Genomic DNA, 20,209 nt, shown 5'->3' with positions numbered 1-20,209 from the left:
AGCCGAGGCCGTTGAGCGGCAACACGCCTTGCAGGCGCAGCACCGCATAAGTCAGGAGCAGCAGCACGGCGTTGAACACCAGCATGTGCACCGCGTAGCGATGCCACGGCTGGTCCTCGTCCGGGTTAATGCCTGACAGCTTGTAGAAGCCGCGCTCTACGGGTCCGAGCACACGATGAAGCGGCGTGCGGCGGCCCTCGTACAGCGCGTGGAGCCACAGCCCCATAGGTTTGGTGAGCGCCAGCAGAACGCCGACGAAAGCTGCGATATACAGCCATCCCTGGAAGGTCATGACGGCGCCCCCTCAGAACCGCTCGGGCCGTGCGAGCACGGCAACGAGATAGACGAGAAGGCCGAGTGCGGTGAAACCCGCCAGCCACAGATCGATGGTCATGTCGGTCGCGCCCCTCACGCCTTGTTGCACAGGCCGACGTAGCCGAGACTGGCCGCCAGCAACGCGAGGGTCAGGCCGATCCAGAGGATGTCCTGCATGGGTAATGCTCCTGCAAGCTCGCCTCGCAAAGGGTGCGGGACGAGTCGAATGCAGCAGAGCCATTAGGATGGTGCGGCGTTGGAATTCGAGACGAGCAAATCCGCAGCCGCATAGTATTTGCGTATGATCTGCGGATTTTCGCTGAAAAAGCGACGTCCGGAAGCGATAGCTCGCTCCCGGACGCCTTTCGATCATGCCATGTTCGAAGGATCAGAACCCGAAGCGCACGCGGATGCCGCCGTTGCGCTTGACCGGCATCGACAGCACCACCGCATTGCCGCCGAGCAGGCTCGTCGTCGTCTGGACGCCGGTGTAGCTCTTGTCGTTGAACACGTTGTTGACGAAGAACTGCACGTCGAGATGCTCGCTGCTAATACCGGTGCGCAGGTTCACCTTGTTGGCATCGCCGATCCACGAGATGTTCTCGTACGTCGTGTAGATGCGGCTGCGGTGTGCATAGTCGCCGCGCAGGAACCAGCGGTAGCCGTCACCAATGTCGACGCCGTATTCCGCGCCGACGTTGCTGGTGAACACCGGAGCCGCAGGGTTCTGCGCGCCCGCCGCCACCGTCGAGTTGCCGGTGATCGCCACGCACGAGGCGCAGGGGATCGAAGTGTCCAGCTCGACCTTGTTGTACCCGGCGTTGAAGTTGAGCGACAGCGCATGGGTCACCTTGAGGTTGCCCTCGATCTCGGCGCCCTTCACCGTGCTCCTGCCGGTGTTCTGGGTCACGCCGACGCCGATGTCGCTGGCGCCCGGGGTGGCGTTGGGGACCTGGATGCTGTTGGTGATCGCCTGGTCCTTCCACTTGGCGTAGAAGACCGCCGCGCTGAAGGAGAACACATCCGCCACGGTGCCCTTCAGGCCCAGTTCGTAGTTGTCGATGACGGCCGGCTTGTAGATGTTGGTGACCGAGGCGCGCTCTTCCAGATAAGCGCGCTGAGCGGCGGTCAGCGGCAGGACCGAGAGGTTGAAGCCGCCCTTGTTCATCCCGCGCGAATAGGTCGCGTAGCCCATGAGGTCGGGCGTGAATTTGTACTGCGCGGAAACGCGGGGCACGAAGCGCTTGTACTTGCCGCTGGTGCGCAGGGTCTGCGGATCGCGGAAGTAGACCTTCAGCTCCTCCTCGATGTAGCGTCCTTCGGCGTTCAGCGTGAAGCGCGGCGAGAAGTCGTAGGACACGCTGCCGAACACGCTCTTGTCGACGAGCGTATTGAGCGAGCCGTCGCCGAACACCTGGATCGTATTGGGATAGAGCGCGACCGTATAGCTGCGGTTGCTGACCTTGAAGTAGTTGGCGCCCACCATCCAGCGCAGCGGCTGGTTCGCGCCGGAAGTGACCCGGAACTCTTGGCTGACGGCGCTTTCCTTGTACATCGCCATGGTCGGGTAGTTGATGAAGGGATCGCCCACGAAACCGGGGATCGTCGATACCGTGGTGTTGGGAATGCCGCTGGTATCGCGCCCGTCGAGGTCCTGATTGCTCTGGAAACGGGTCTTGTTATAGCCGGTCAGCGACGAGAGCACGATGTCGGTGCCGGGGATCGTGAAGTCCACCGCAAGGTTCGTCACGATCTCGCGGCGCTCCAGACCCGCGTGGTCGTTGATCGCCTTGTAGGTCGGGTTCAGGCGTCCCAGCGAGTTGTTGACGACCTGGTCGATGAACGCGGGCGTCGCCGGGTTCTGGCCCATCTGGCTGGTTGGGAACTGCGGGATCTTGCCGCAGTAGAAGTTGTTCACGTTGGTCGGCGCGGCGCCCGCGTTGCAGTTGAAGGTGTTGACCGGCAGACGGCTGGAGAAGCCCGCCGCGCCCGCGCCGTCATGGTCCTCCAGATACATGCCGAAAGCCTTGAGGCGCAGGCCGTCGAACGGCTTGATCACCAGCGTGCCGTTGATCGTCTCGGTCTGCTGCGCACCGAGGCGGCTGCCGTCGTAGGGGTTGGTGTACTGCCCGTCGAAGCCGTAGCGGCGCCCGCCGATGCGCAGGCCGATGGCGTCCTTGACGATCGGCAACTCGACGCTCGCCTTGATGTCATAGAGCGAATAGCTGCCCGCCGTGCCGTCGAAGTTCCACCGGAACGCATCTCCCGGATCACGCGTCACCACGTTGATCGCGCCCGCGAAGGACTGGCGGCCGAAGGCGGCGCTCTGCGGACCTTTGAGCACTTCGACACGCGACACTTCGTTGCCGAGGTTGTTGATGACATCGAAGTTTACCGGCGTGCCGTCGAGAAACACCGAGACGGTGGGGTTCAGCGGATCGGCGATGCCGCGGATGACGATCTGGCTGTAGCTGCGGTCGACGCGGCCCGAACTGGTCTGCTGCGCATAGAGGCCCGGCGTGAATGCCTGCAGGTCCAGCACGTTGTTGACGTTGAGCTTGGCGAGGTTGGCCGCCGTCATGACCGACAGCGTCACCGGGGTCTCCAGCAGCGACTCCTCGCGGCGACGGGCGGTGACCATGATCACCCCGCCGTCGGTGCCCGCTTCGGCCTGCGGAGCGGACGGCGCAACCGGGGTTTCCTGGGCCTGCACGGCAGGCGCGGCGGCCATGACGAGCATGAGCGCGGTGCAGCATGCACCAAAGTCATAGCATTTCGATTTCGAACGCATCTTGGTATTCTCCCTGTTTTCGGAATTTGCGTGTCAATGAACTTCGATTCATCGCACGACTTCGGAACGGAAGTTTTCAGGATAAAATCGGATATTCAATTGAATTTGGGTTGTCCGCCCATAACCATCAGTTATGAAACTGCAGAGGCCGGACCCCGGAGTCCCGCCGCCCGGAGAGCACGATGGACCTTCGCCAGCTGCGCCACCTGATCGCCATCATCGAGGAGCGTTCGTTCTCGGCCGCGGCCAAGGCGGTGCACCTCACCCAGCCTGCCCTGACGCGCAGCATGAACGCCCTCGAAGCGAGCGTTGGAACGCCGCTTCTGGTGCGCAGAAACAACGGAATTGAGCCGACTTCGGCAGGTTCCGTGCTTTACGAATACGCCAACCTGCTGACCGCCACAGCGGACAATGCCAGGGCCGACATCGCTCGGCTGGCGAAGGGTCTGGGGGGTGCGCTGAACGTCGGAATCGGCACACATCTGGCCGACCTCGCACTGCCGAAAATCCTCTCGGAGTTCGCGCGGCGCTATCCCCACCTGTCGATCAATCTGAAGATCGGGATGATCGAGGATCTGGTGCCGATGGTGCTGGAGGGCAGGGTCGAACTGATCGCCAGCATGGTCCCGACGGACCGCATGCAGGCAGGCATCGCCTATGAGCGACTTTTTACTACAACAACCCATCTATATGCAGCACAACTGCACCACCTATGCGCCATAGATGATGTCATTACTTTTGAACAATTGACACGCGAGCGCTGGGTTTATTTAAACTGCCTCCACGCGGATCTCGACATGAATCGCTTCTTCGCCAATGGCGGCATGGGCTTTCCCGATCAGGTTTTCCGCACCGATTCCCCAAGGATGATGCGCGCAATGATCGAGGACGAAGGCTGCCTCGGCATCATGCCGGACGACTACATGAGCGGCGCCCGGGCGCAGGCGCTGCGAGTAGAGGGCATGCCCGTCCCGCGCGCGACCGGGCTGCTCTACCGCCCCGATATTCCGCTGCGTCCGATCGTCATGGAATTCGCCAACCTGCTGCGCCGCGAACTTTCCAAACCTCCGGGATGAGTGCGCGCGCACCGGCTCAGGCGGCCAGCGCGGCGAAAGCGCGCAGGCGCGGCACCAGGTGCTCGCCAAGGTGCAGGACGTCGGCGATCGGATCGAAGCCGCTGATCAGGAAGCGGTTCACGCCAAGCCGGTGATAGGCGAGCAGGCTGGCGGCGACCGAGTCCGGCGTGCCGACGATCGTGCTGGCGGCCTTCTGGAACCCGGTGGCGCGGGCGATGCCCACCCAGAGCCGCTCGTCCAGCACGTCGCCTTCGCGGGCGCGCGCTTCGGCCAGTTCGTTCTTGCCGAGGACGCCGGGCTGACCGCCCTTTTGCGCCATGTCCTCGACGCCCCGGCGCACGTCCTCCAGCACCGCCTGCGCCTTGTCCCATGCCTCGCCCTCGGTACGGCCGACGATGATCCGGGTGGACATGCAGAAATCGACTGTCCGACCGGCCTTACGCGCCTCTTGACGTACCGATGCGATCAGTGCGGCGCTGGGTTCCAGCCGGTCTATGCCGAAGGCGTAGACATCGGCGTGCTGCCCCGCGACTTCCAGTGCGCGTGGGGACTGGCCGCCGAAGAACACCGGGATGCCGCCCTCCTGCACCGGCACCACTTCGGAGCGCGCGCCGCGCAAGGTATAGAACGTGCCGTCGTGATCGAACCGCTCGCCGCTCCATGTCCTGCGCAGCAGCGGGATATATTCGGCACTGCGGGCGTGACGTTCGTCGCGAGTTAGGAAATCGCCGTCGGCCTGCGTCTCGGTGTCGCTGGGGGCGGAGATGACATGGACGCCCACCCGCCCCTCGCTCAGCCGGTCGAGCGTGGCGAACTGGCGCGCGGCCAGCGTTGGCGCGACGAAGCCGGGGCGGTGCGCGATCATGAACCTGAGCCGCCTGGTGATCCCGGCAAGGTGAGTGGCGAAGACCACGCCGTCGGGCCATGTCGCCGCCTGCGCGATCAGCACGCGGTCGAAGTCCGCCGCCTCGAACGCGGCGGCGAGGCGGGCGATGAAGTCGGGCTCGACGATGCCCATCGGACGCGGGTTCGCCTCCGAGGATTCGCGATGGTTGAAAGTCCCGATGATCTCGATCGACATGACGCGTCAGTTTTCCTCGTGCGGCGCGGGCGCCGGTTCAGCCAAATTCTCGGCAGGCATCCGGTAGAACAGGAGCAGGACGATCCCGGCCACTTGCGCGACCGCCGGGATCAGCGCCATCGACAGGCGCACCGCCTCGCGCGCGGCCTCGCTCTGCACCAGCGCGGTGCCGGTCCCGGAGCGGTAGCCGCTCGCCTGCAGGAACAGTCCGACGAGGAACGGCGCGAGGGCGAAGGCGGCCTTCTGGAAGAACTCGAAGAAGGCGGCGTAGAGCCCCTCCTTGCGCAGCCCGCTGCGGCGCACCCCGAAGGCGATGGTGTCCGGCAACATGGACAGCGTCATCAGCAGCGTTCCCGTCGTCGCGAAACCGGCAAAGCCGCCGCGCAGCAGGAACAGGGCATCGCCCTCGGCCGGGGAGGCCGCGAGCCAGCTCAGGCTGATCGCGGCCGAAAGCACCAGTGCCGCCGCGCAGATCACCGGCTTGGGCGCGAAGCGGGCGATCTGGCGCCAGACGGGCACGCTCATGGTGCCGACCACGCCGCTCGCCAGCGCGAACTGCGCCATGCCGGTCTCTCCGCGTGCAAGCACGTCGCGCATGAAGAACAGCCCCGTCGCCCCCACCGCCGCCGAGGCGATGAAGCCGCAGAACTTGACGCCCAGCAGGACGATGAACGGGCGGTTGGCGAAAAGCTGCGCGAACCCGGCGAGCGCGGAGCCGCGCTCATGCTCGACAGGGTGCTCGCGCAGGCCACCGGTCGCGACGACCGCGACGGCCATGCTCACGAAGATGAAGGCGGCCATGCAATAGCCCATCCGCGCGAAGGCATCGGCGGAACTGCCGCCCCACGCGATCATCGCCGGAGCCAGCGCGCCCCCCGCCAGCGCGGCAAGCTGGATGAAGAACGTCCGCCAGGCCATCAGCGAGGTCCGCTCCTGCGGGCTGTCGGTGATCTCGGCGGGCATGGCGGAAGAGGGAATCGCGAAAGCAGAATAGCCGGTGAAGGTCAGCAGCAGCGCGCCCATCACCATGACCGCCTGCGAACCGCCCGCCCCGCTGCCCGAGAACAGCCAGGCCATGCCGAGGCCGCTCAGCAGCGCACCCGCCGCCATCCACGGTCGCCGCCGTCCCCAGCGGCTGCGGGTGCGGTCACTGCCCTGTCCGATCAGCAGGTCGGCGATGCCGTCGTAGATGCGCCCGGCCAGCATGAACGAGCCCGCGAGCGCGGGGTCCATCCCGGTCGCGGTCACTAGGTAATACATCAGGATGACATTGACGACGTAAAGCACGGTCGTGCTGCCCGCCGAACCGAACGCCCAGCCCACTTTGGTCGCAATCGGTATGCGTCCGGTGCGGTTAGGTACACTCTGGGTGCCGTTGAGTGCCGCTATTTCGGTCAAGAGCGCCCCCGCCTCGCAGGTCCGTCACGGACTGCCTACCAGCCGGAGACTACGGACACGGCGCTGGCCCGGGAAATCGAAAGCACGGCTTCTTCCATGCACAAAACGTATGCTCGGGGAATCGGAAGACCATGCAGATCCGGCAATTGCGACACTTCCTGGCGGCGGTGGAGACGGGCTCGATGACCCTCGCCTCGACCGCGCAGAACATCACGCAACCCACGCTTTCGCGCAGTATCCGCACGCTGGAGGAGCAGCTCGGCGTCGACCTGTTCGAGCGCGGCCATCGCGGCGTCCTGCCCACCCGATACGGGGAATTGCTGGCGGCCCATGCCCGCTCGATCCTCCACGGCTTCGACCAGGCGATCGAGGATGTCGGCGCCATGCGGGCGGGCGGTTTGGGCCATGTCCGCCTCGGCATCGGCTCCACCGCGACCGACCCGCGCATTGCGCAGGCCTGCGCGGAAATGGCGGTTTCGGCGGAAAACATCACGCTTTCGCTGGACTTCGACGTGCCCGAGACGCAGTTCGCGCGACTTCGGCGCGGGGAGCTCGATGCGATCATCGACACTTTGCGCCCCGACCTCGACAGCGGCGACCTCAACTTCCGGCCACTCACCCGGCTCGACCTGATGCTGGTCGCGCGGCGGGGGCACCCGATCCTCGAGTGCGGCGTGACGCCTGCGCGAGAACTGGCCCGCTGGCCCTGGGCGATCTTCAACCAGCCCAATGCCGAGGCATTCTACCGCGGACTTCTGGGGCTGGAGGACGAGGACCACAACATCCGCGTCCGCAGTTCCTCGCCCGCGATGCTGCGCCAGCTACTGCTCAACGCGAACCTTATCGGCCTGATGGCCCGTACCGAGATCGCCGACTGCCTAGCCGACGGGCGATTGCAGGAAGTCCCCGCCGACATGCGCCGCGTCGAGGCGACGCTTTGCGTCATCACCCGGCGGCGGACCTACATGAGCGGCGCCCTGCGCGTGGTGATCAAGCGGCTGCACGAGGCGCTGTGACGGCAGGCTCCCATACGGTTTGGACATGACTGCGCGCGCGCTTTCGATTGGGCGATGGCCGGTGCCCTCCGCATAGTCCGGGGCATGAAGGCGGGGAAACACGGGACATGCTGAAACGTCCGGTCATGGCCGGGATCGCGGCGCTGGCACTGCTTGCAGTGGGGTTCGGCGCCTTCGCCCTCGCTGCGCGGACGGGCGCCTTCGCCATTTCGCTGGAGGATTTGCGCCACCGCTACCAGACCGCGCATTCTCGCTACGTGACGCTGGGCGGCATGCAACTTCACATCGACGACCGGGGCTCCGGGCCTGTCATCATGCTCATCCACGGGCACTACCAGTCGCTGCGTATCTGGGATGCCTGGGCGCAGCGGCTCGCCAGCGACCACCGCGTGATCCGCATCGACATGCCGCCTTACGGCCTCTCCGGCCCCGACCGCACCGGCCAGTACAGCCCCCGCCGCGTCGAGCAGCTGATCGCCCTCCTAGCCCGGCACGAACACCTGAAGCGCTTCAGTATCGGCGGCATCTCTACCGGCAGCGCGATCGCCATGCGCTATACGCTGGCGCATCCCGATCAGGTGGAAAGCCTTATCCTGGTGAACGCGCCGCTGGTGCCGATCCCACCCGGCTTGCAGCCGAAGACCTCGGCCATGCTGGGCTTTCTGGAGAACACCCTGTTCCGGCCGATTTACCGGCCCAAGGCGTTCTACCGCTACCTCCTGAACCGCCTGATCGCCAACAAGTCCGTCCTCACCGACGATCTGGTGCAGCAGACCTACGACATGCACCGCAAGCCCGGCAATGGGGCGACGCTGGACCAGTTCGCCAGCGCCCTGCGCTTTGAAGCGAGCGATTACGGCAAGCGATCGCAGACGACCGCGCAGCAGCTGGGCTCGGTCCGCGTACCGACGCTCGTGCTTTGGGGCGGGGCCGGGTCCATGCTCCCGGTTTCGGTGGGCTGCGAGGTGACACGCACGGTCGGCGCCTCCCGCCGGCTAATGGTCAGTTTTCCCGGTGCAGGCCATTTCCTGCCGATCGAGGCCCCGCACGCCGCCGAGGACATCGCCTGGTTCCTCGATGCCGACAGCGGCAAGGCCGCCCGTCCGCCTGCCGGCACAGTACAGGACTGCACACGATGAAACACGCCGTGCTCGGCGCGTTCTGCGCGCTCTCGCTCACGATCGCTCCCGTCTGCGCGCAGGAAACCATCGCCAGCCCCGACCCGATCCCGGTCGCCGAACTGGAAAGCCGCTACCGCCTTCCGCAATCGAAGTTCATCGACCTGCTCGGCACGCGCATCCATTATGTCGATGTCGGCTCCGGCCCCGTACTGGTCCTCACGCATGGGTCGAGTTCGTCGCTGCGCACGTTCGCGCCCATGATCGAGCGTCTGAGCCGCCGCTACCGCGTGATCGCGTGGGATGAGCCGAACATGGGCCTGTCGGGCGCCCCGCCACGTGTACTCTACGACCGCCCGCTCTATCCCGTACTGGTGCTGGAGGCGCTGCTCGACACCCTCAAGGTCAAACGCGCCAACCTTGCCGGGGTATCGAGCGGCGGTGCAATCTCGTTCTACTACGCGGCGCGCAATCCGGCGCGGGTCGAGCGGCTGATCCTGTCCAACACGCCCACTGGCCGCGCGGACGGCAAAGGCATGGCGCTCAGCGCCGCGCTGGCGATGGAAATCGCCGCCTCCACTCCGGCCACCGGACGCAAGAGCAAGATCTTCCGCCCGCGCTCCTACTGGCGGGCCTACTTCGATTTCTACACCGGAGAGCCCGGCCGCGCGGACGACCGGCTCGTCGACGAATACTACGACATGAACCGCCGCCCCGCCGCGCCCGACAGGCTGGCCATCGTCGCAGCGCTCGACGATCCGGCGCTGACCGCCGACGCGTTGGCGAAGGTGACTGCGCCGGTGCTGCTTGTCTGGGGCGCCCGCGATCCGGTCCTGCCGGTCGAGAGTGCAGCGGTCCTCCGCGATGCTCTGGTCCATGCTCAGGTATCGACGCTGATCCTGCCGGACGTGGGACATTATCCGCCGCTGGAAGTGCCGGGTCGCTTCGCCGACATCCTCGACAGCTTCCTCTTCGACGTTACCCCCTACCGGCCAGTCGCGCCGGACCCTGCCAAGCGGTAAGGCGCGCACATCCATGACCGACGACACGACCGAATTCTTCGGCATCCTGCACTGGAACGACTATTCCGAAGCCAGGCCGAGGCCCTTCGACGAAGTGGATTCCGAGTTCATCGCAGCCTGCGCCCGCGCTCATGAGGACGCAGGGTTCGATCGCGTGCTCATCGCCAACTCGGCCCATCGGCCTGACAGCCTGCCCATAGCGACATGGGCAGCGGCGGCGACCTGCAGGCTCGGCTTCATGATCGCGCACCGACCCGGCTTCATCGCGCCGACAATGGCCGCGCGCATGTTCGCCATCCTCGACCGGATGAGCGGCGGGCGCTGCGGTGTCCACATCATCACCGGTGCCGACGATCAAGAACTCCACGCGGACGGCGATTACAGTACCAAGGACGACCGCTATCGCCGCAGCCACGAATACGTCGAAGTCATGCGCAAGGTCTGGTCGAGCGAGGCGCCTTTCGATCACGACGGGGAATTCTACCAGGTGGAGAGCGCCTTCTCCCACGTTCGGCCGGAAAAGGGCATCCCGGTCTTCTGGGGTGGCAGTTCGCCAGCCTCGATCGAGTACGGGACGCGCGCGGCGGACGTCTATGCGTTCCCCGGCTTCCCTGCCGCGGCCCTGAAGGAGCCCGCGCGCGACGTGCTGTCCCGCGCCCGCGCGATCGGCCGTTCACCGGCCCTGCTCACCGCCCTGCGCGTCCTCGTCGCCGACACCCCGGCGCAGGCGTGGGAACGCGCCCATGCCATTCAGGACCGGTTGATCGAGGAAGTCGTCGATAACGGCCGCTTCCAGACCAATCCGGGTGAAGGCCGCCGGGCGGCAATCGACCGGGCCAGGCAAGCCGCCAACGAGAATGCGCTGGAGGGTTTGCTCTGGGCAGGCATCACCCGCGTTCCCACCGGTCGGCCGGCGTTGGGATGCCTGGTGGGCAGCCACGATCAGGTCGCGGATGCGCTGATGGAATACCGGGAAGCCGGGTTCTCCCGGTTCATCGTCAGCGGCTATGACCCGATCCCCGACGCCCGCCTGTTCGGCGCAGAACTGATCCCCCGGGTTTGCGCACGCGCAAAGGCGCAATAGCCGGAACAAAGGCCGATCCCGTCCCTTCCTCCTGCAAAGGAGACAGAAATATGCTCGGCAAGATTTTGGGTGCAGTCGCAGGCAGTCAGGTAGCGCAACACGTGCGCGGTATCGACGGCACCGGCGGTGCGGTCCTCGGCGTAGCCGCAACGAGCGTGCTGCGACGACTGGGGCCGGTCGGACTCGTTGCCGCGGCGGTGGGCGGCTACGCGCTCAAGAAGCACATGGAAAAGCGGGAAGCCAGGAAAGCACCGGTCACACCCAAGGCCGCACCCGGAAAATCCTAGGCCGGGCCGGCCGCGCGGTGGTACTCGCTCGCCGCCTGCGGGTCCTGCACGTCATAGACGAACCACGCCTTCTGCCCGTAGTCATAGACCTGCACCAGCCCATCCTCGACCCGGGCTGCGAAGAACGTGGATGAGGCGCGATCGTAGCCTTTGACTTGCGCGCCATCGATCTCGACCGACACGAAATTCTTGTCCCCGGCGTCGTGGATTTCCGGCAGCGTCCCGCCGAATTTTACACTCCGGGCGCCGTCGAACCCCTGCAAACGGCCGTCGCGGAACTCGGCGGCGATCTGCAGGTCGCGGCCAAGAGAATGGTCGTAGAGTCCGGCGACTTTCTTGCCGGTCAGGACGGCGAAGGCGATCGCAGCGATCATCGAACGGGTATGTGCTAGCATGATGAATGCCTGACACGTCGCGGCTACTGAAATCAAGGTGCCCTGCGACAAGCCGATTGCGCGCCGGCGTCACCTTTGCGAAAGATCGCGCCGCTACGGCAGGAACCAGGGCCGGGCAATGCAGGAGCAAGTTGTGAAGCCGACGTCGATAGCGGGAATGCAGGTGCTGTTCGTCATGGCCATCGACCATGAGTACGGCCCGCATCTCAGAGCGCGGATGACGCCGCTGATGACCGGCGTAGGTCCCGTCGAGGCCGCCATCGCGGCGACCGCGTGCCTGCAGCGTCTGGAGGCCTCGGGGCAATTGCCCGATCTGGTCGTGACCCTGGGCTCTGCCGGATCGCGGCGCTGCCGGATGGGGGAAGTCTATCAGATCGAAAGCGTGTCATGGCGCGACATGGACGCATCGCGCCTCGGCTTCGCAAGGGGCGTCACACCGTTCGCCGACCATCCGGCAGTTCTGCAGTTGCCCGTGCTGCTCCCCGACCTGCCCCGCGCCTCGCTGTCGACCGGCGGCGATGTCATAGGCGGCGAAGACTATGCGCGGATCGACGCCGACCTCGTCGACATGGAGACTTACGCAGTGCTGCGCGCATGCCAGCGGTTCGGCGTGCCGATGATCGGCCTGCGCGGTGTCTCGGACGGCGCGGACGAACTGGAGGGCATGTCGGGCTGGACCGAACTGCTCGCGCTGCTGGACGAGCGGCTGGCGATCGCGCTCGACAAGCTGACGGAGGTGCTTGAGCGCGGATTGGCGGATAGCCTTACCGCCAACGCCTGATCGTCGCCGAACTTACCTTCGTCATTCCCGCCTTCGCGGGGATGACGAAAGTGTTTTATACGCTCAGTATCAATACGAACCCGAAGTGTCGGTCGCATCGACGACGCCGTCGCCGTTGGTGTCAAGCCGCTCGAACATCCGCTCGCCCGAGGCATTGAACTCTTCCAGCGTCAGGTTGCCGTCCTTGTCGGTATCGAGCACGCCGAAGCGCACGTGGGCCTGCTTGACTTGGCCGTCCGGTGCCGGTTTGTCCTTGCTGAAGCGGCCGGTGAACTCGCCGACGTAGTCCGCCTCGCTCACCTTGCCGTCGCCATCGAGGTCGAAGGTGCGGTACTTGGCGGCACGGGCAGCGGCGAACTCGGCGGCGGTGACGCGGCCGTCGTGATCGGCGTCGTTCTCGCGCAGGAAGGCTTCCTTGCCGTGGCCGGGCGCGGCGCGGCGCTCTTCGGTAGACTGGGCAAGCGCGCCCTGGCTGGCTGTGAGGGCGAGAACGAGCCCTGCGATAAAGTGAGTCTTGGTCATGGTCTTCTCCGTTGAACTGGAAATCGGGATCACTCTTCGACCTGAAACGTAAGCGAGGTCGTGTAGCTGCGCTCGTCGGTGCCGGAGCCGGCGGGCGCCTCGGCGCGGTGGCGGGTCATCAGGACGTACGTGCCGGGGCGGTCGAACTTGATGACGGCCTTGCCCTGCGCGTCGGTCCTGACCTGACGGTGGCTGACCGCCTCCTCATAGTCCGCGCCGCCCCGGTCCAGCTCCAGTTCCTGCGCGGCCATCGGCTTGCCGTCGAACAGTACATTGAGCGTGAACGGGGTGTCGAGATAGAGTTCGCTGGGATGCGTCACCGGCTGGATGCGCAGGCGCCCGATCGCGACGTCGACGGGGGCGCGGGTCGGCTGCTTCTTGGAGACATAGGCGTCGGCGACGGTCTCGGTCTGGCTGGTGCGGACTTGCGTGGCTTCCTTGGGCACTTCGCCATGGACCGGCTGCCACTTGCCGCCGACCAGCGCGCTCTTGCCCACCCGGCCAAGGCGCACGCCCGTGGTGAAGCGATAAGTCCCCTCGGCATCGAGCGCGCTTTCCAGCACCACCATCTGCTTGAGCGAGGTGATCGACTGGAAGCTGCCGCGCGATCCGTCCGGCAGGATGACGTGATAGTCGCTGGCATCGACCGGCACTTCGGGACGGAAGAACTTCTCGCCGAAAGCCGATTCCACCGTCACCATTTTCTCGGTGTTGCCCGCGAAGAACTTGGGCAGGAGGTAGGAGGTGTGGGCGAGCGCGGCGCCGGGAGCGATGCTGACGGCGCACAACAGCGCGGCGATGCCTGGGGCAAGTCTGGTCATGGTCGAAGCAGTCCTCATCATTGTCCGGTGATCTCGAAAGTGAAGCTGTGCGCCTCGCCGTCCGGCGGGCGCGGGAAAGGCGATGCCCGGCGGACCAAAGCCATCGCCTCGTGATCGAAGCGCGAGGAGCCTGATGTGCGCGCCACGCGGATCGCGCGCGCGGCGCCGCCGGGCTCGACGGTGAAGGCGATCAGTGCCTCACCCGCGCCGATGGTGTTGCCGCGCTGGTAGCGTTTCAGATGCTGGTAGACGCGGCCGCTGAAATTGCTGACGGCGGAGTTGCCCGCTTGGTCGGTATTGCCTCCGCCGCTGCCGCCCTTCCCCTGAGCCTCCGCCGCGCTTTCCGCCGCCCGCGCCTGCGGACCGGGTGCAGTGGCGGCCGGAGTGACGAACGCGGCTGCGGGGATCAGCTTGGCCACAGGCAACTGCCGCGTCGTCGTCGCGGCCGTACCTTCACCCATGCGCCCCTGCCCGCCGCCGCCTGCCTGCGCCGCCGGTTGCGGCAGGGGCTGCGCAGCGGGCCGAGCCTCTGCGACTACCGCCTGCGAAGGAACTTCGGCAGGCGGCGTCACCGCGCGTTCCAAAGGCTGTTGTGCCTCGGCCCGCGGCTGCATCTTCGGGCCTGGTCCGCCCTCGCGCATGGACAGGTCGATGCTGACAAGGCGGGAGCGGGTGCCCCCTTCCACCCGCACCGCCTCCCCCCAGGTGAAGACCAGCAGCGCCGCCACCAGGGCATGCGCGGTGACCGAGGCGGCCATGGCGTTCAGGTCGATCCGCGCAAACGGACCTGTCCCGAACTCGGATCTGCCCATCCAGGAAGCCATGTCCGCCTCGCCCCCCTTAGAACATTTTCGAGAGGGCGGCCTTGAAGTTGCGCCCCACCGCCGGGCGCGTGGACAGCGCCGACTGGTAATAAGTGTCGAAGATGTTCTCGACGCTCAGGCGCAGCGCGACGTTCTCGAAGATACCGCCGCTCGGCGTGATCGTGGCGCGCAGATTGTGGACATCGAAGCCCTTGTGCTCGGTGCCGTTGATATCGAGATCTTCGGCGAGGGTCGTCTCCCAGCGCACGTCCAGCAGCTTTCCAAAGCGCTTGCCCGCCGAGAGCATGTAGGTCTTCTGCGGCAGGTTGGTCCAGTCGTCGATCACGCCGGTGGTGCGCAAACGCTGGCCGTCCGGGATGGTGGCGTTGAAGTCAAAGTAGATTCCGCTGGCGGTGGCGTAGGACGCCTCGATCTCGAAGCCGTCGAGATAGACCTCGCGCACGCCCGAGTAGGCGGTGTTGTCAGTCAGCTCGGTGTCGTAGTAGTTGACCTTGATCGCAAGGTGATCGCCCTTGCCGAGCAGATCGGTGCGATCGAACGAGCCGCCCGCTTCCCAGGTGCGGCTCTTTTCCGGCTGGTTCATGTACGTGGCGTTGTCGAGGTCGTCGATGATCGGCAGGTTGCGCGTGCGCGCCCAGCTGCCGAACGCAGCCAGACCGAACGGCAGCTCGTAGCGGGCGGAGACGCCGCCCATCCACGCCGTATTGTTGTAGGATACGGGCGTGCCGGTGCGGTTGGATTTGACGTTCGAGGTCTCCCAGCGGATCGCCGGGCTCAGCGTGAAGCCCTTGAACAGGCCGATCTCGTCCACCGCGAAGGCGGCCATGCGGTTGTCGGTGCCGCCCGGCGCGCTGCTGGCGTCGGCGCGCTTCTTGTGGATGTACTCGACGCCGAAGTGCAGGTTGTGATGGATCGGCCCGGTCGAGAACAGCGCAGCGTTCTTGAGCGTGATCTTCGAGGTCTCGTAGCGGTGGTCGGCATTGAGCACCGGCGAGATCGCGACGCCCACGGCGCTCTGGTCGATCTCCTGATTGGCGTACGTGTACAGCAGCTGGAGATTGACCGCGTCGTTGTCGACCGGCTTGTAGGCGTAGGACACCGTCAGCACCTGGCTCTTGGTGTCGCGGTCGACGTTGCCGAACACGCCCGCCGTAGTGCCGAAGCTGTCGTAGGGGACGTCCCGGTCGCTGGTGGTGGTCTGGTTGAAGCTGGCGGCGATGGTATGGGCGTTGTCGGCGCCGAAGTGGAATGCGCCTTTCACCAGGAAGCTGGGCAGCTTGAAGCTGCTGTTGCCGATGTCGTCGCCGTGGCCGTCCTGCTGCGTGCTCTGGGTGCGCCAGGTGTAGTTCGCGAGGAACTCGAACTGCTCGGTCGGCATTGCCGCAACGGTGGTGGAGGTCGCGAAGCCGTTGCCGTTGGTCTGGCCCGAGACGGTCTGACTGGCGGTGATGCCGGTCTTGCCGTGGAGGACGGTGGCCGCATCGTTGGTTTCCAGCAGGACGACACCGCCGATGATCCCCGAGCCCCACTCGAAGCTGCCCACGGTGCCGCGGATCACCTGCGCGCGCTTGTAGAGCAGCGGGTCGGTGAACAGCTGCGTGCCGACGCGATAGATTTCTTCTGAGCCCGTGGTGGCGCCGTCGACGACGAAAGCGACCTTCTGGTCGGTGCCATAGGTGCCGTTGGCGCCGAAGCCGCGGATGTTGATGCCCGAGCCGATCGGGGTCGATCCGTTGATGAGCGTGACGCCCGGCACGGAGTCCAGCAGTTCGGCGATGGTGGAGGCCTGTCGGTCCTCGATCTCCTTGCGGTCGATCACGGTGATCGGCGTCGCGGTGTCGGTCTGGATGGCGCGGGTGCTCTCGCCGATGTCGATGGTGCCGAGGAATTCACCGGCCTGCGTGTTCTTGTCGGTGGCGGCAGCGTCCTGCGCATGGGCCGGAGCGGCGACGAAGAAGGCAATGGCGGACACCCCGCCAAGCGCGCGGGCGGCAAAACTACGAAGCATAATTGTTTCCCCTTCGCTAATGCGAATCGTATGCATTAGCAGAAAGGGCAATTGCGCAGCTTGACTGTTACGTAAAGGACTTTTTTCGAATTTCGTCCGGCGGACCTCGAAAGATCGCGAATGACATGACGAAACCGCCCCGGAAGCGGCATGCTTCCGGGGCGGTTCGTAACAACTGCCAACTTCTCGCCGATGTGCGGCGAGAGATGGTCAGAACGGGATATCGTCGTCGAGGTCGTCGCCGAAGCCGCCGCCGGAACCGCCGGACGAGCCGCCCGAGGAACCGCCAGTGCGGCCCCATTCGCTGCCGCCCGAAGAACCACCGGAGGAACCGCCGCCCCATTCGTCACCGCCGCGCGATGCTCCGCCCGAGCGCTGGCCGCCGCCGAAGCCGCCGCCCGAGGAACCACCCTCGCTCCAGCCGCCACCGCCGCTGCGCTGACCACCGCTGCCGCCGCCCGGCGCACCGTCGAGCATGGTCAGCACGCCGCCGACGCCGCCGACCGAGACTTCGGTGGTGTAGCGGTCATTGCCGTTCTGGTCCTGCCACTTGCGGGTGCGCAGCTGGCCTTCGATGTAGACCTTCGAGCCCTTGCGCAGGAACCGCTCGGCGACGCCGACGAGGCCGTCGGACTGGAGCACGACCGAGTGCCATTCGGTACGCTCCTTGCGCTCGCCGGTGGCGCGGTCCTTCCAGCTTTCGGAGGTCGCGATGCGCAGATTGGCGATGCGGCCGCCGTTCTGGAACGACTTGACCTCGGGGTCGGCCCCCAGGTTGCCGACGATGATGACCTTGTTGACGCTGCCTGCCATGCGGGAATCGCTTTCCTTCGAAATCTGGCGGATGGGTTAGCCCAAGCCGGGGCACGGATGCGAGTCCGGCAGGCCGCCTTTTCTACAATTGTAACCGTCATTGCGAGCGAAGCGAAGCAATCCAGGGCGGTGTAAGGCTGCCCTGGATTGCTTCGCTCGCAATGACGAAGTGAAAGCGCGCTACAACCCCGCCGCCACCGCGACCCAGTACGTCGCGCCCGCCGCGATGTAGGCGAGGCCGAACAGGTAGGCGAGCATGAACGTCGGCCACTTCCAGCCGTTGGTCTCGCGCCGGGTCACCGCAATCGTCGACATGCACTGCGGCGCGAACACGAACCATGCCAGGAACGCCAGCGCCATCGGCAGGGTCCAGCGCCGCTTGAGCTGGTCGCCGAGTTCGAGCGCCTGCTCGTCCTCGTTGTCGCCCGCATCGACCGCGTAGGTCGTCGCCAGCGAGGACACCGCCACCTCGCGCGCGGCCATCGCCGGGATCAGCGCCAGCGCCATGTCGCGGTTGAAACCGATCGGCTCGACCACGAAGGCGAGGCCGTTCGCCACCTTGCCCGCGATCGAGGCGTCGACCTGGCTCTCGCCCGGACCGGCCTTCGGGAAGTTGAGCATGACCCACAGCACGACCGTGACCATGAAGATGATCGTGCCCGCGCGGCGCAGGAATATCCATGCGCGCTGCCACAGCCCGATCGCCATGTCCTTGAGGCGCGGCATCTGGTACTTGGGCAGCTCCATGATGAAGCCCGAAGCGGCGCCCTTGGTCATCGAGCTGCGCAGCGCCAGCGCCACCGCCATGGCCCCGACCACGCCCACGACATAGAGCGTGAACAGCACCAGCCCCTGCAGGCCGATCCCGCCCCACACGCTGGTATGCGGGATAAACGCGGCGATGATCACCGCATAGACCGGCAGGCGCGCCGAGCAGGTCATCAGCGGCGCGATCAGGATCGTCGTCAGCCGGTCCTTGGGGTCGGTGATCGAGCGCGTCGCCATGATGCCCGGAATGGCGCAGGCGAAGCTGGAGAGCAGCGGGATGAAGCTGCGACCGGACAGGCCCACGCTTGCCATCATGCGGTCCATCAGGAACGCGGCGCGGGCCATGTAGCCCGATGCCTCCATGGCGAGGATGAAGGCGAAGAGGATGACGATCTGCGGCAGGAACACGATCACCGAGCCGACGCCCGCGATCACGCCGTCCGTCAGCAGGTCGCGCAGCAGGCTTGGCGGAAGCGCGGCCTTGACGCCGTCGTGCAGCGCACTGACGCCCGCATCCAGCGCATCGGCGAACGGAGTCGCCCAGGCGAACACCGCCTGGAACACCACGAAAAGGATTGCCAGTAGGATCACCGGCCCGACCCACGGGTTCAGCAGCAGCTGGTCCAGCTTGGCGTGAAGACGGTGGCGCTTGGATTCCGAGAGGATCGCCGCATCCGCCATGGCATGCGCGGCGACGCGGCGTTCGGTCTGTCCGAGGGCGGTCAGACCCGGACCCGGATGCCGCTCGCCCGCGTTCGCGATCGCCTCGCCCAGTTCGGCAAGGCCGCGGCGGCGGACGGCGACGGTCGGGATGACGGGGACGCCCAGTTCTTCGGCTAGCACGGCGGCGTCGAGGACGAGGCCGTCACGCTCCGCCAGATCGACCATGTTGAGCGCGACGACGGTGGGCTTGCCCAGCGCCAGCAGTTCCTGCGCGAAGACGAGGTGCTGCTCGAGGTTCGATGCGTCGAGCACCACCACCAGCACGTCGGGCGCGGCCTCGCCGGGGAACATGCCAGCGATGACCTTGGCGGTCACTTCCTCGTCCGGGCTGGTCGGGTCGAGGCCGTAGGCGCCGGGAAGGTCGGTCATCTCCACCGGCTCGCCGGTCGGCAGGACGAAGCGGCCCGACTTTCGTTCCACGGTAACGCCGGGATAATTGGCGATCTTCTGGCGCGCGCCGGTCAGCGCATTGAATAGCGCGCTCTTGCCCGCATTGGGGTTGCCGACGAGCGCGACCTTGCGTTGACGGCTCACAGTTCCTCGACCTCCATCGCGGCGGCATGGGCGCGGCGCACGGCCACGGTCATGCGGCCCACGGTAATGGCGATGGGGTCGCGCCCGCCCAGGATGCCGCGATGCGACACCGCAATCCTGGCGCCCTCCTCCAAGCCCAGGGCACGGAGCCGCCGCGCCTCTTCCTGGACGAGCGCGGGCCAGTGCACGGCGACGATGCGCGCGGACCGGCCGATAGGAAGCATATCGAGAGTCATGGTGGCGCGGTGCCAGATAACACCCTTAATTGCAACCGGATCGCAATAGCGGAACCAAGGGTTTTCGCAGGGGAAAGGATTTGAAACGATACCTGCAAATCCTCCCTGTCGCGCAGCGATGGGGAGGTGGCGCCGACGAAGTCGGTGACGGAGGGGGCTTTGTGTTGCCCTACCCCTCCACCACCCGCTGCGCGGGCGGTCCCCCTCCCCATCGCTGCGCGACAGGGAGGATAAACCACCGCAAAGGGCGAAACCGGAAAAGCCGGTTTCGCGTGGGCCACCGGACCCGGTCACTTCGGCTGGTAAGTCTGCTCGATGCCGGGGAAGCTGCGATCGCGCACTTCTGCGGCGTACTGCGCGGCTGCTTCCGAAACCACCGAGCCCATGTCGGCATACTTCTTCACGAAGCGCGGCACCCGCTCGAACATGCCGAGCATGTCCTCGGTAACCAGTACCTGCCCGTCGCACTGTGCCGAGCCGCCGATGCCGATGCTGGGACAGGCGATGGCGCGGGTGGCTTCGATGGCGATCGTCTCGACGACGCCCTCGATCACGATCGAGAACGCTCCGGCTTCGTCGAGCGCCTTGGCATCGGC

21 protein-coding genes are annotated in these 20,209 nt (G+C 66.0%); 7 read left to right on the top strand and 14 right to left on the bottom strand.

Going from position 1 to position 20,209, the window contains the following annotated elements; translation table 11 throughout:
- The 3 genes from LH128_RS11800 to LH128_RS11790 all read right to left on the bottom strand — a co-directional run.
- Positions 1-292: potassium-transporting ATPase subunit KdpA (locus tag LH128_RS11800; RefSeq protein WP_008829859.1), on the bottom strand; the 292-nt coding region annotated here is incomplete at its 3' end.
- Positions 293-304: 12 nt separating this feature from the next.
- Positions 305-394 (bottom strand): potassium-transporting ATPase subunit F, encoded by a 90-nt coding sequence (locus tag LH128_RS11795; protein ID WP_008829858.1) that lies wholly within the window; start codon positions 392-394, stop codon positions 305-307.
- A 309-nt stretch (positions 395-703) separates the two neighbouring features.
- Positions 704-3,106, bottom strand: a complete 2,403-nt coding sequence (locus LH128_RS11790; RefSeq protein WP_008829857.1) for a TonB-dependent receptor — start codon at positions 3,104-3,106, stop codon at positions 704-706.
- A 182-nt stretch (positions 3,107-3,288) separates the two neighbouring features.
- Between LH128_RS11790 and LH128_RS11785 the strand changes: the two genes are divergently transcribed.
- Positions 3,289-4,182 (top strand): LysR family transcriptional regulator, encoded by an 894-nt coding sequence (locus tag LH128_RS11785; protein WP_008829856.1) that lies wholly within the window; start codon positions 3,289-3,291, stop codon positions 4,180-4,182.
- Positions 4,183-4,198: 16 nt separating this feature from the next.
- On the opposite strand, the gene LH128_RS11780 is transcribed toward LH128_RS11785, so the two are convergent.
- Both LH128_RS11780 and LH128_RS11775 read right to left on the bottom strand, forming a co-directional pair.
- A complete protein-coding gene (locus tag LH128_RS11780; protein ID WP_008829855.1) occupies positions 4,199-5,263 on the bottom strand; it encodes an LLM class flavin-dependent oxidoreductase in 1,065 nt (354 codons plus the stop codon).
- A 6-nt stretch (positions 5,264-5,269) separates the two neighbouring features.
- Positions 5,270-6,661, bottom strand: a complete 1,392-nt coding sequence (locus LH128_RS11775; RefSeq protein WP_327195139.1) for an MFS transporter — start codon at positions 6,659-6,661, stop codon at positions 5,270-5,272.
- Between the two features lie 131 nt (positions 6,662-6,792).
- On the opposite strand from LH128_RS11775, the gene LH128_RS11770 reads away from it, so the two are divergent.
- The 5 genes from LH128_RS11770 (at position 6,793) to LH128_RS11750 (ending at position 11,188) form a co-directional block, all read left to right on the top strand.
- A complete protein-coding gene (locus LH128_RS11770; RefSeq protein ID WP_008829853.1) occupies positions 6,793-7,677 on the top strand; it encodes a LysR family transcriptional regulator in 885 nt (294 codons plus the stop codon).
- 107 nt (positions 7,678-7,784) lie between these two features.
- The gene (locus LH128_RS31395) at positions 7,785-8,816 is read left to right on the top strand and encodes an alpha/beta fold hydrolase (protein ID WP_008829852.1); all 1,032 of its coding nucleotides are present in this window, start codon (positions 7,785-7,787) and stop codon (positions 8,814-8,816) included.
- Entirely contained in the window at positions 8,813-9,817 is a 1,005-nt protein-coding gene (locus LH128_RS11760; protein ID WP_008829851.1) for an alpha/beta fold hydrolase, read from the top strand. The genes LH128_RS31395 and LH128_RS11760 overlap by 4 nt, the downstream gene beginning before the upstream one ends.
- A 13-nt stretch (positions 9,818-9,830) precedes the next feature.
- On the top strand, positions 9,831-10,901 hold the full coding sequence (locus LH128_RS11755; RefSeq protein ID WP_008829850.1) for an LLM class flavin-dependent oxidoreductase: 1,071 nt from the start codon (positions 9,831-9,833) through the stop codon (positions 10,899-10,901).
- 50 nt (positions 10,902-10,951) lie between these two features.
- Positions 10,952-11,188 carry a hypothetical protein gene (locus tag LH128_RS11750; protein ID WP_008829849.1) on the top strand — a complete coding sequence of 79 codons (237 nt, stop codon included), beginning with the start codon at positions 10,952-10,954 and terminating at the stop codon, positions 11,186-11,188.
- On the opposite strand, the gene LH128_RS11745 is transcribed toward LH128_RS11750, so the two are convergent.
- Positions 11,185-11,583 (bottom strand): hypothetical protein, encoded by a 399-nt coding sequence (locus LH128_RS11745; protein WP_008829848.1) that lies wholly within the window; start codon positions 11,581-11,583, stop codon positions 11,185-11,187. The two genes, LH128_RS11750 and LH128_RS11745, sit on opposite strands and share 4 nt — an antisense overlap.
- Before the next feature lie 118 nt (positions 11,584-11,701).
- On the opposite strand from LH128_RS11745, the gene LH128_RS11740 reads away from it, so the two are divergent.
- Positions 11,702-12,364 carry a 5'-methylthioadenosine/S-adenosylhomocysteine nucleosidase gene (locus LH128_RS11740; RefSeq protein WP_008829847.1) on the top strand — a complete coding sequence of 221 codons (663 nt, stop codon included), beginning with the start codon at positions 11,702-11,704 and terminating at the stop codon, positions 12,362-12,364.
- Between the two features lie 69 nt (positions 12,365-12,433).
- Here the strand turns inward: LH128_RS11740 and LH128_RS11735 are convergent, their stop codons facing one another.
- From LH128_RS11735 to LH128_RS11700, 8 genes are all read right to left on the bottom strand, one after another.
- Positions 12,434-12,886, bottom strand: coding sequence for an EF-hand domain-containing protein (locus LH128_RS11735; protein WP_008829846.1), 453 nt, complete (start codon positions 12,884-12,886; stop codon positions 12,434-12,436).
- Positions 12,887-12,915: 29 nt separating this feature from the next.
- The gene (locus LH128_RS11730; RefSeq protein WP_008829845.1) at positions 12,916-13,707 is read right to left on the bottom strand and encodes a DUF4198 domain-containing protein; all 792 of its coding nucleotides are present in this window, start codon (positions 13,705-13,707) and stop codon (positions 12,916-12,918) included.
- Between the two features lie 17 nt (positions 13,708-13,724).
- Positions 13,725-14,531, bottom strand: a complete 807-nt coding sequence (locus tag LH128_RS11725; protein WP_008829844.1) for a TonB family protein — start codon at positions 14,529-14,531, stop codon at positions 13,725-13,727.
- A 16-nt stretch (positions 14,532-14,547) separates the two neighbouring features.
- Complete coding sequence (locus LH128_RS11720) at positions 14,548-16,539, bottom strand: TonB-dependent receptor plug domain-containing protein (protein WP_008829843.1); 1,992 nt, start codon at positions 16,537-16,539, stop codon at positions 14,548-14,550.
- Positions 16,540-16,749: 210 nt separating this feature from the next.
- Positions 16,750-17,352: a single-stranded DNA-binding protein gene (ssb, locus tag LH128_RS11715; protein WP_008829842.1), complete on the bottom strand. Its 603-nt coding sequence runs from the start codon at positions 17,350-17,352 to the stop codon at positions 16,750-16,752.
- A 180-nt stretch (positions 17,353-17,532) separates the two neighbouring features.
- Positions 17,533-19,377, bottom strand: a complete 1,845-nt coding sequence (gene feoB, locus LH128_RS11710; RefSeq protein ID WP_008829841.1) for a ferrous iron transporter B — start codon at positions 19,375-19,377, stop codon at positions 17,533-17,535.
- Positions 19,374-19,613: a FeoA family protein gene (locus LH128_RS11705; protein WP_008829840.1), complete on the bottom strand. Its 240-nt coding sequence runs from the start codon at positions 19,611-19,613 to the stop codon at positions 19,374-19,376. Before LH128_RS11705 ends, feoB begins: the two co-directional genes overlap by 4 nt.
- Positions 19,614-19,903: 290 nt before the next feature.
- A partial coding sequence (locus LH128_RS11700) for a 3-methyl-2-oxobutanoate hydroxymethyltransferase (RefSeq protein ID WP_008829839.1) occupies positions 19,904-20,209 on the bottom strand: 306 nt, incomplete at its 5' end.

This window comes from Sphingomonas sp. LH128, assembly GCF_000293195.2.
In the GTDB taxonomy this organism is placed as follows: Bacteria; Pseudomonadota; Alphaproteobacteria; order Sphingomonadales; family Sphingomonadaceae; genus Novosphingobium; species Novosphingobium resinovorum_A.
This window is presented reverse-complemented; position numbering and strand designations above follow the sequence as displayed.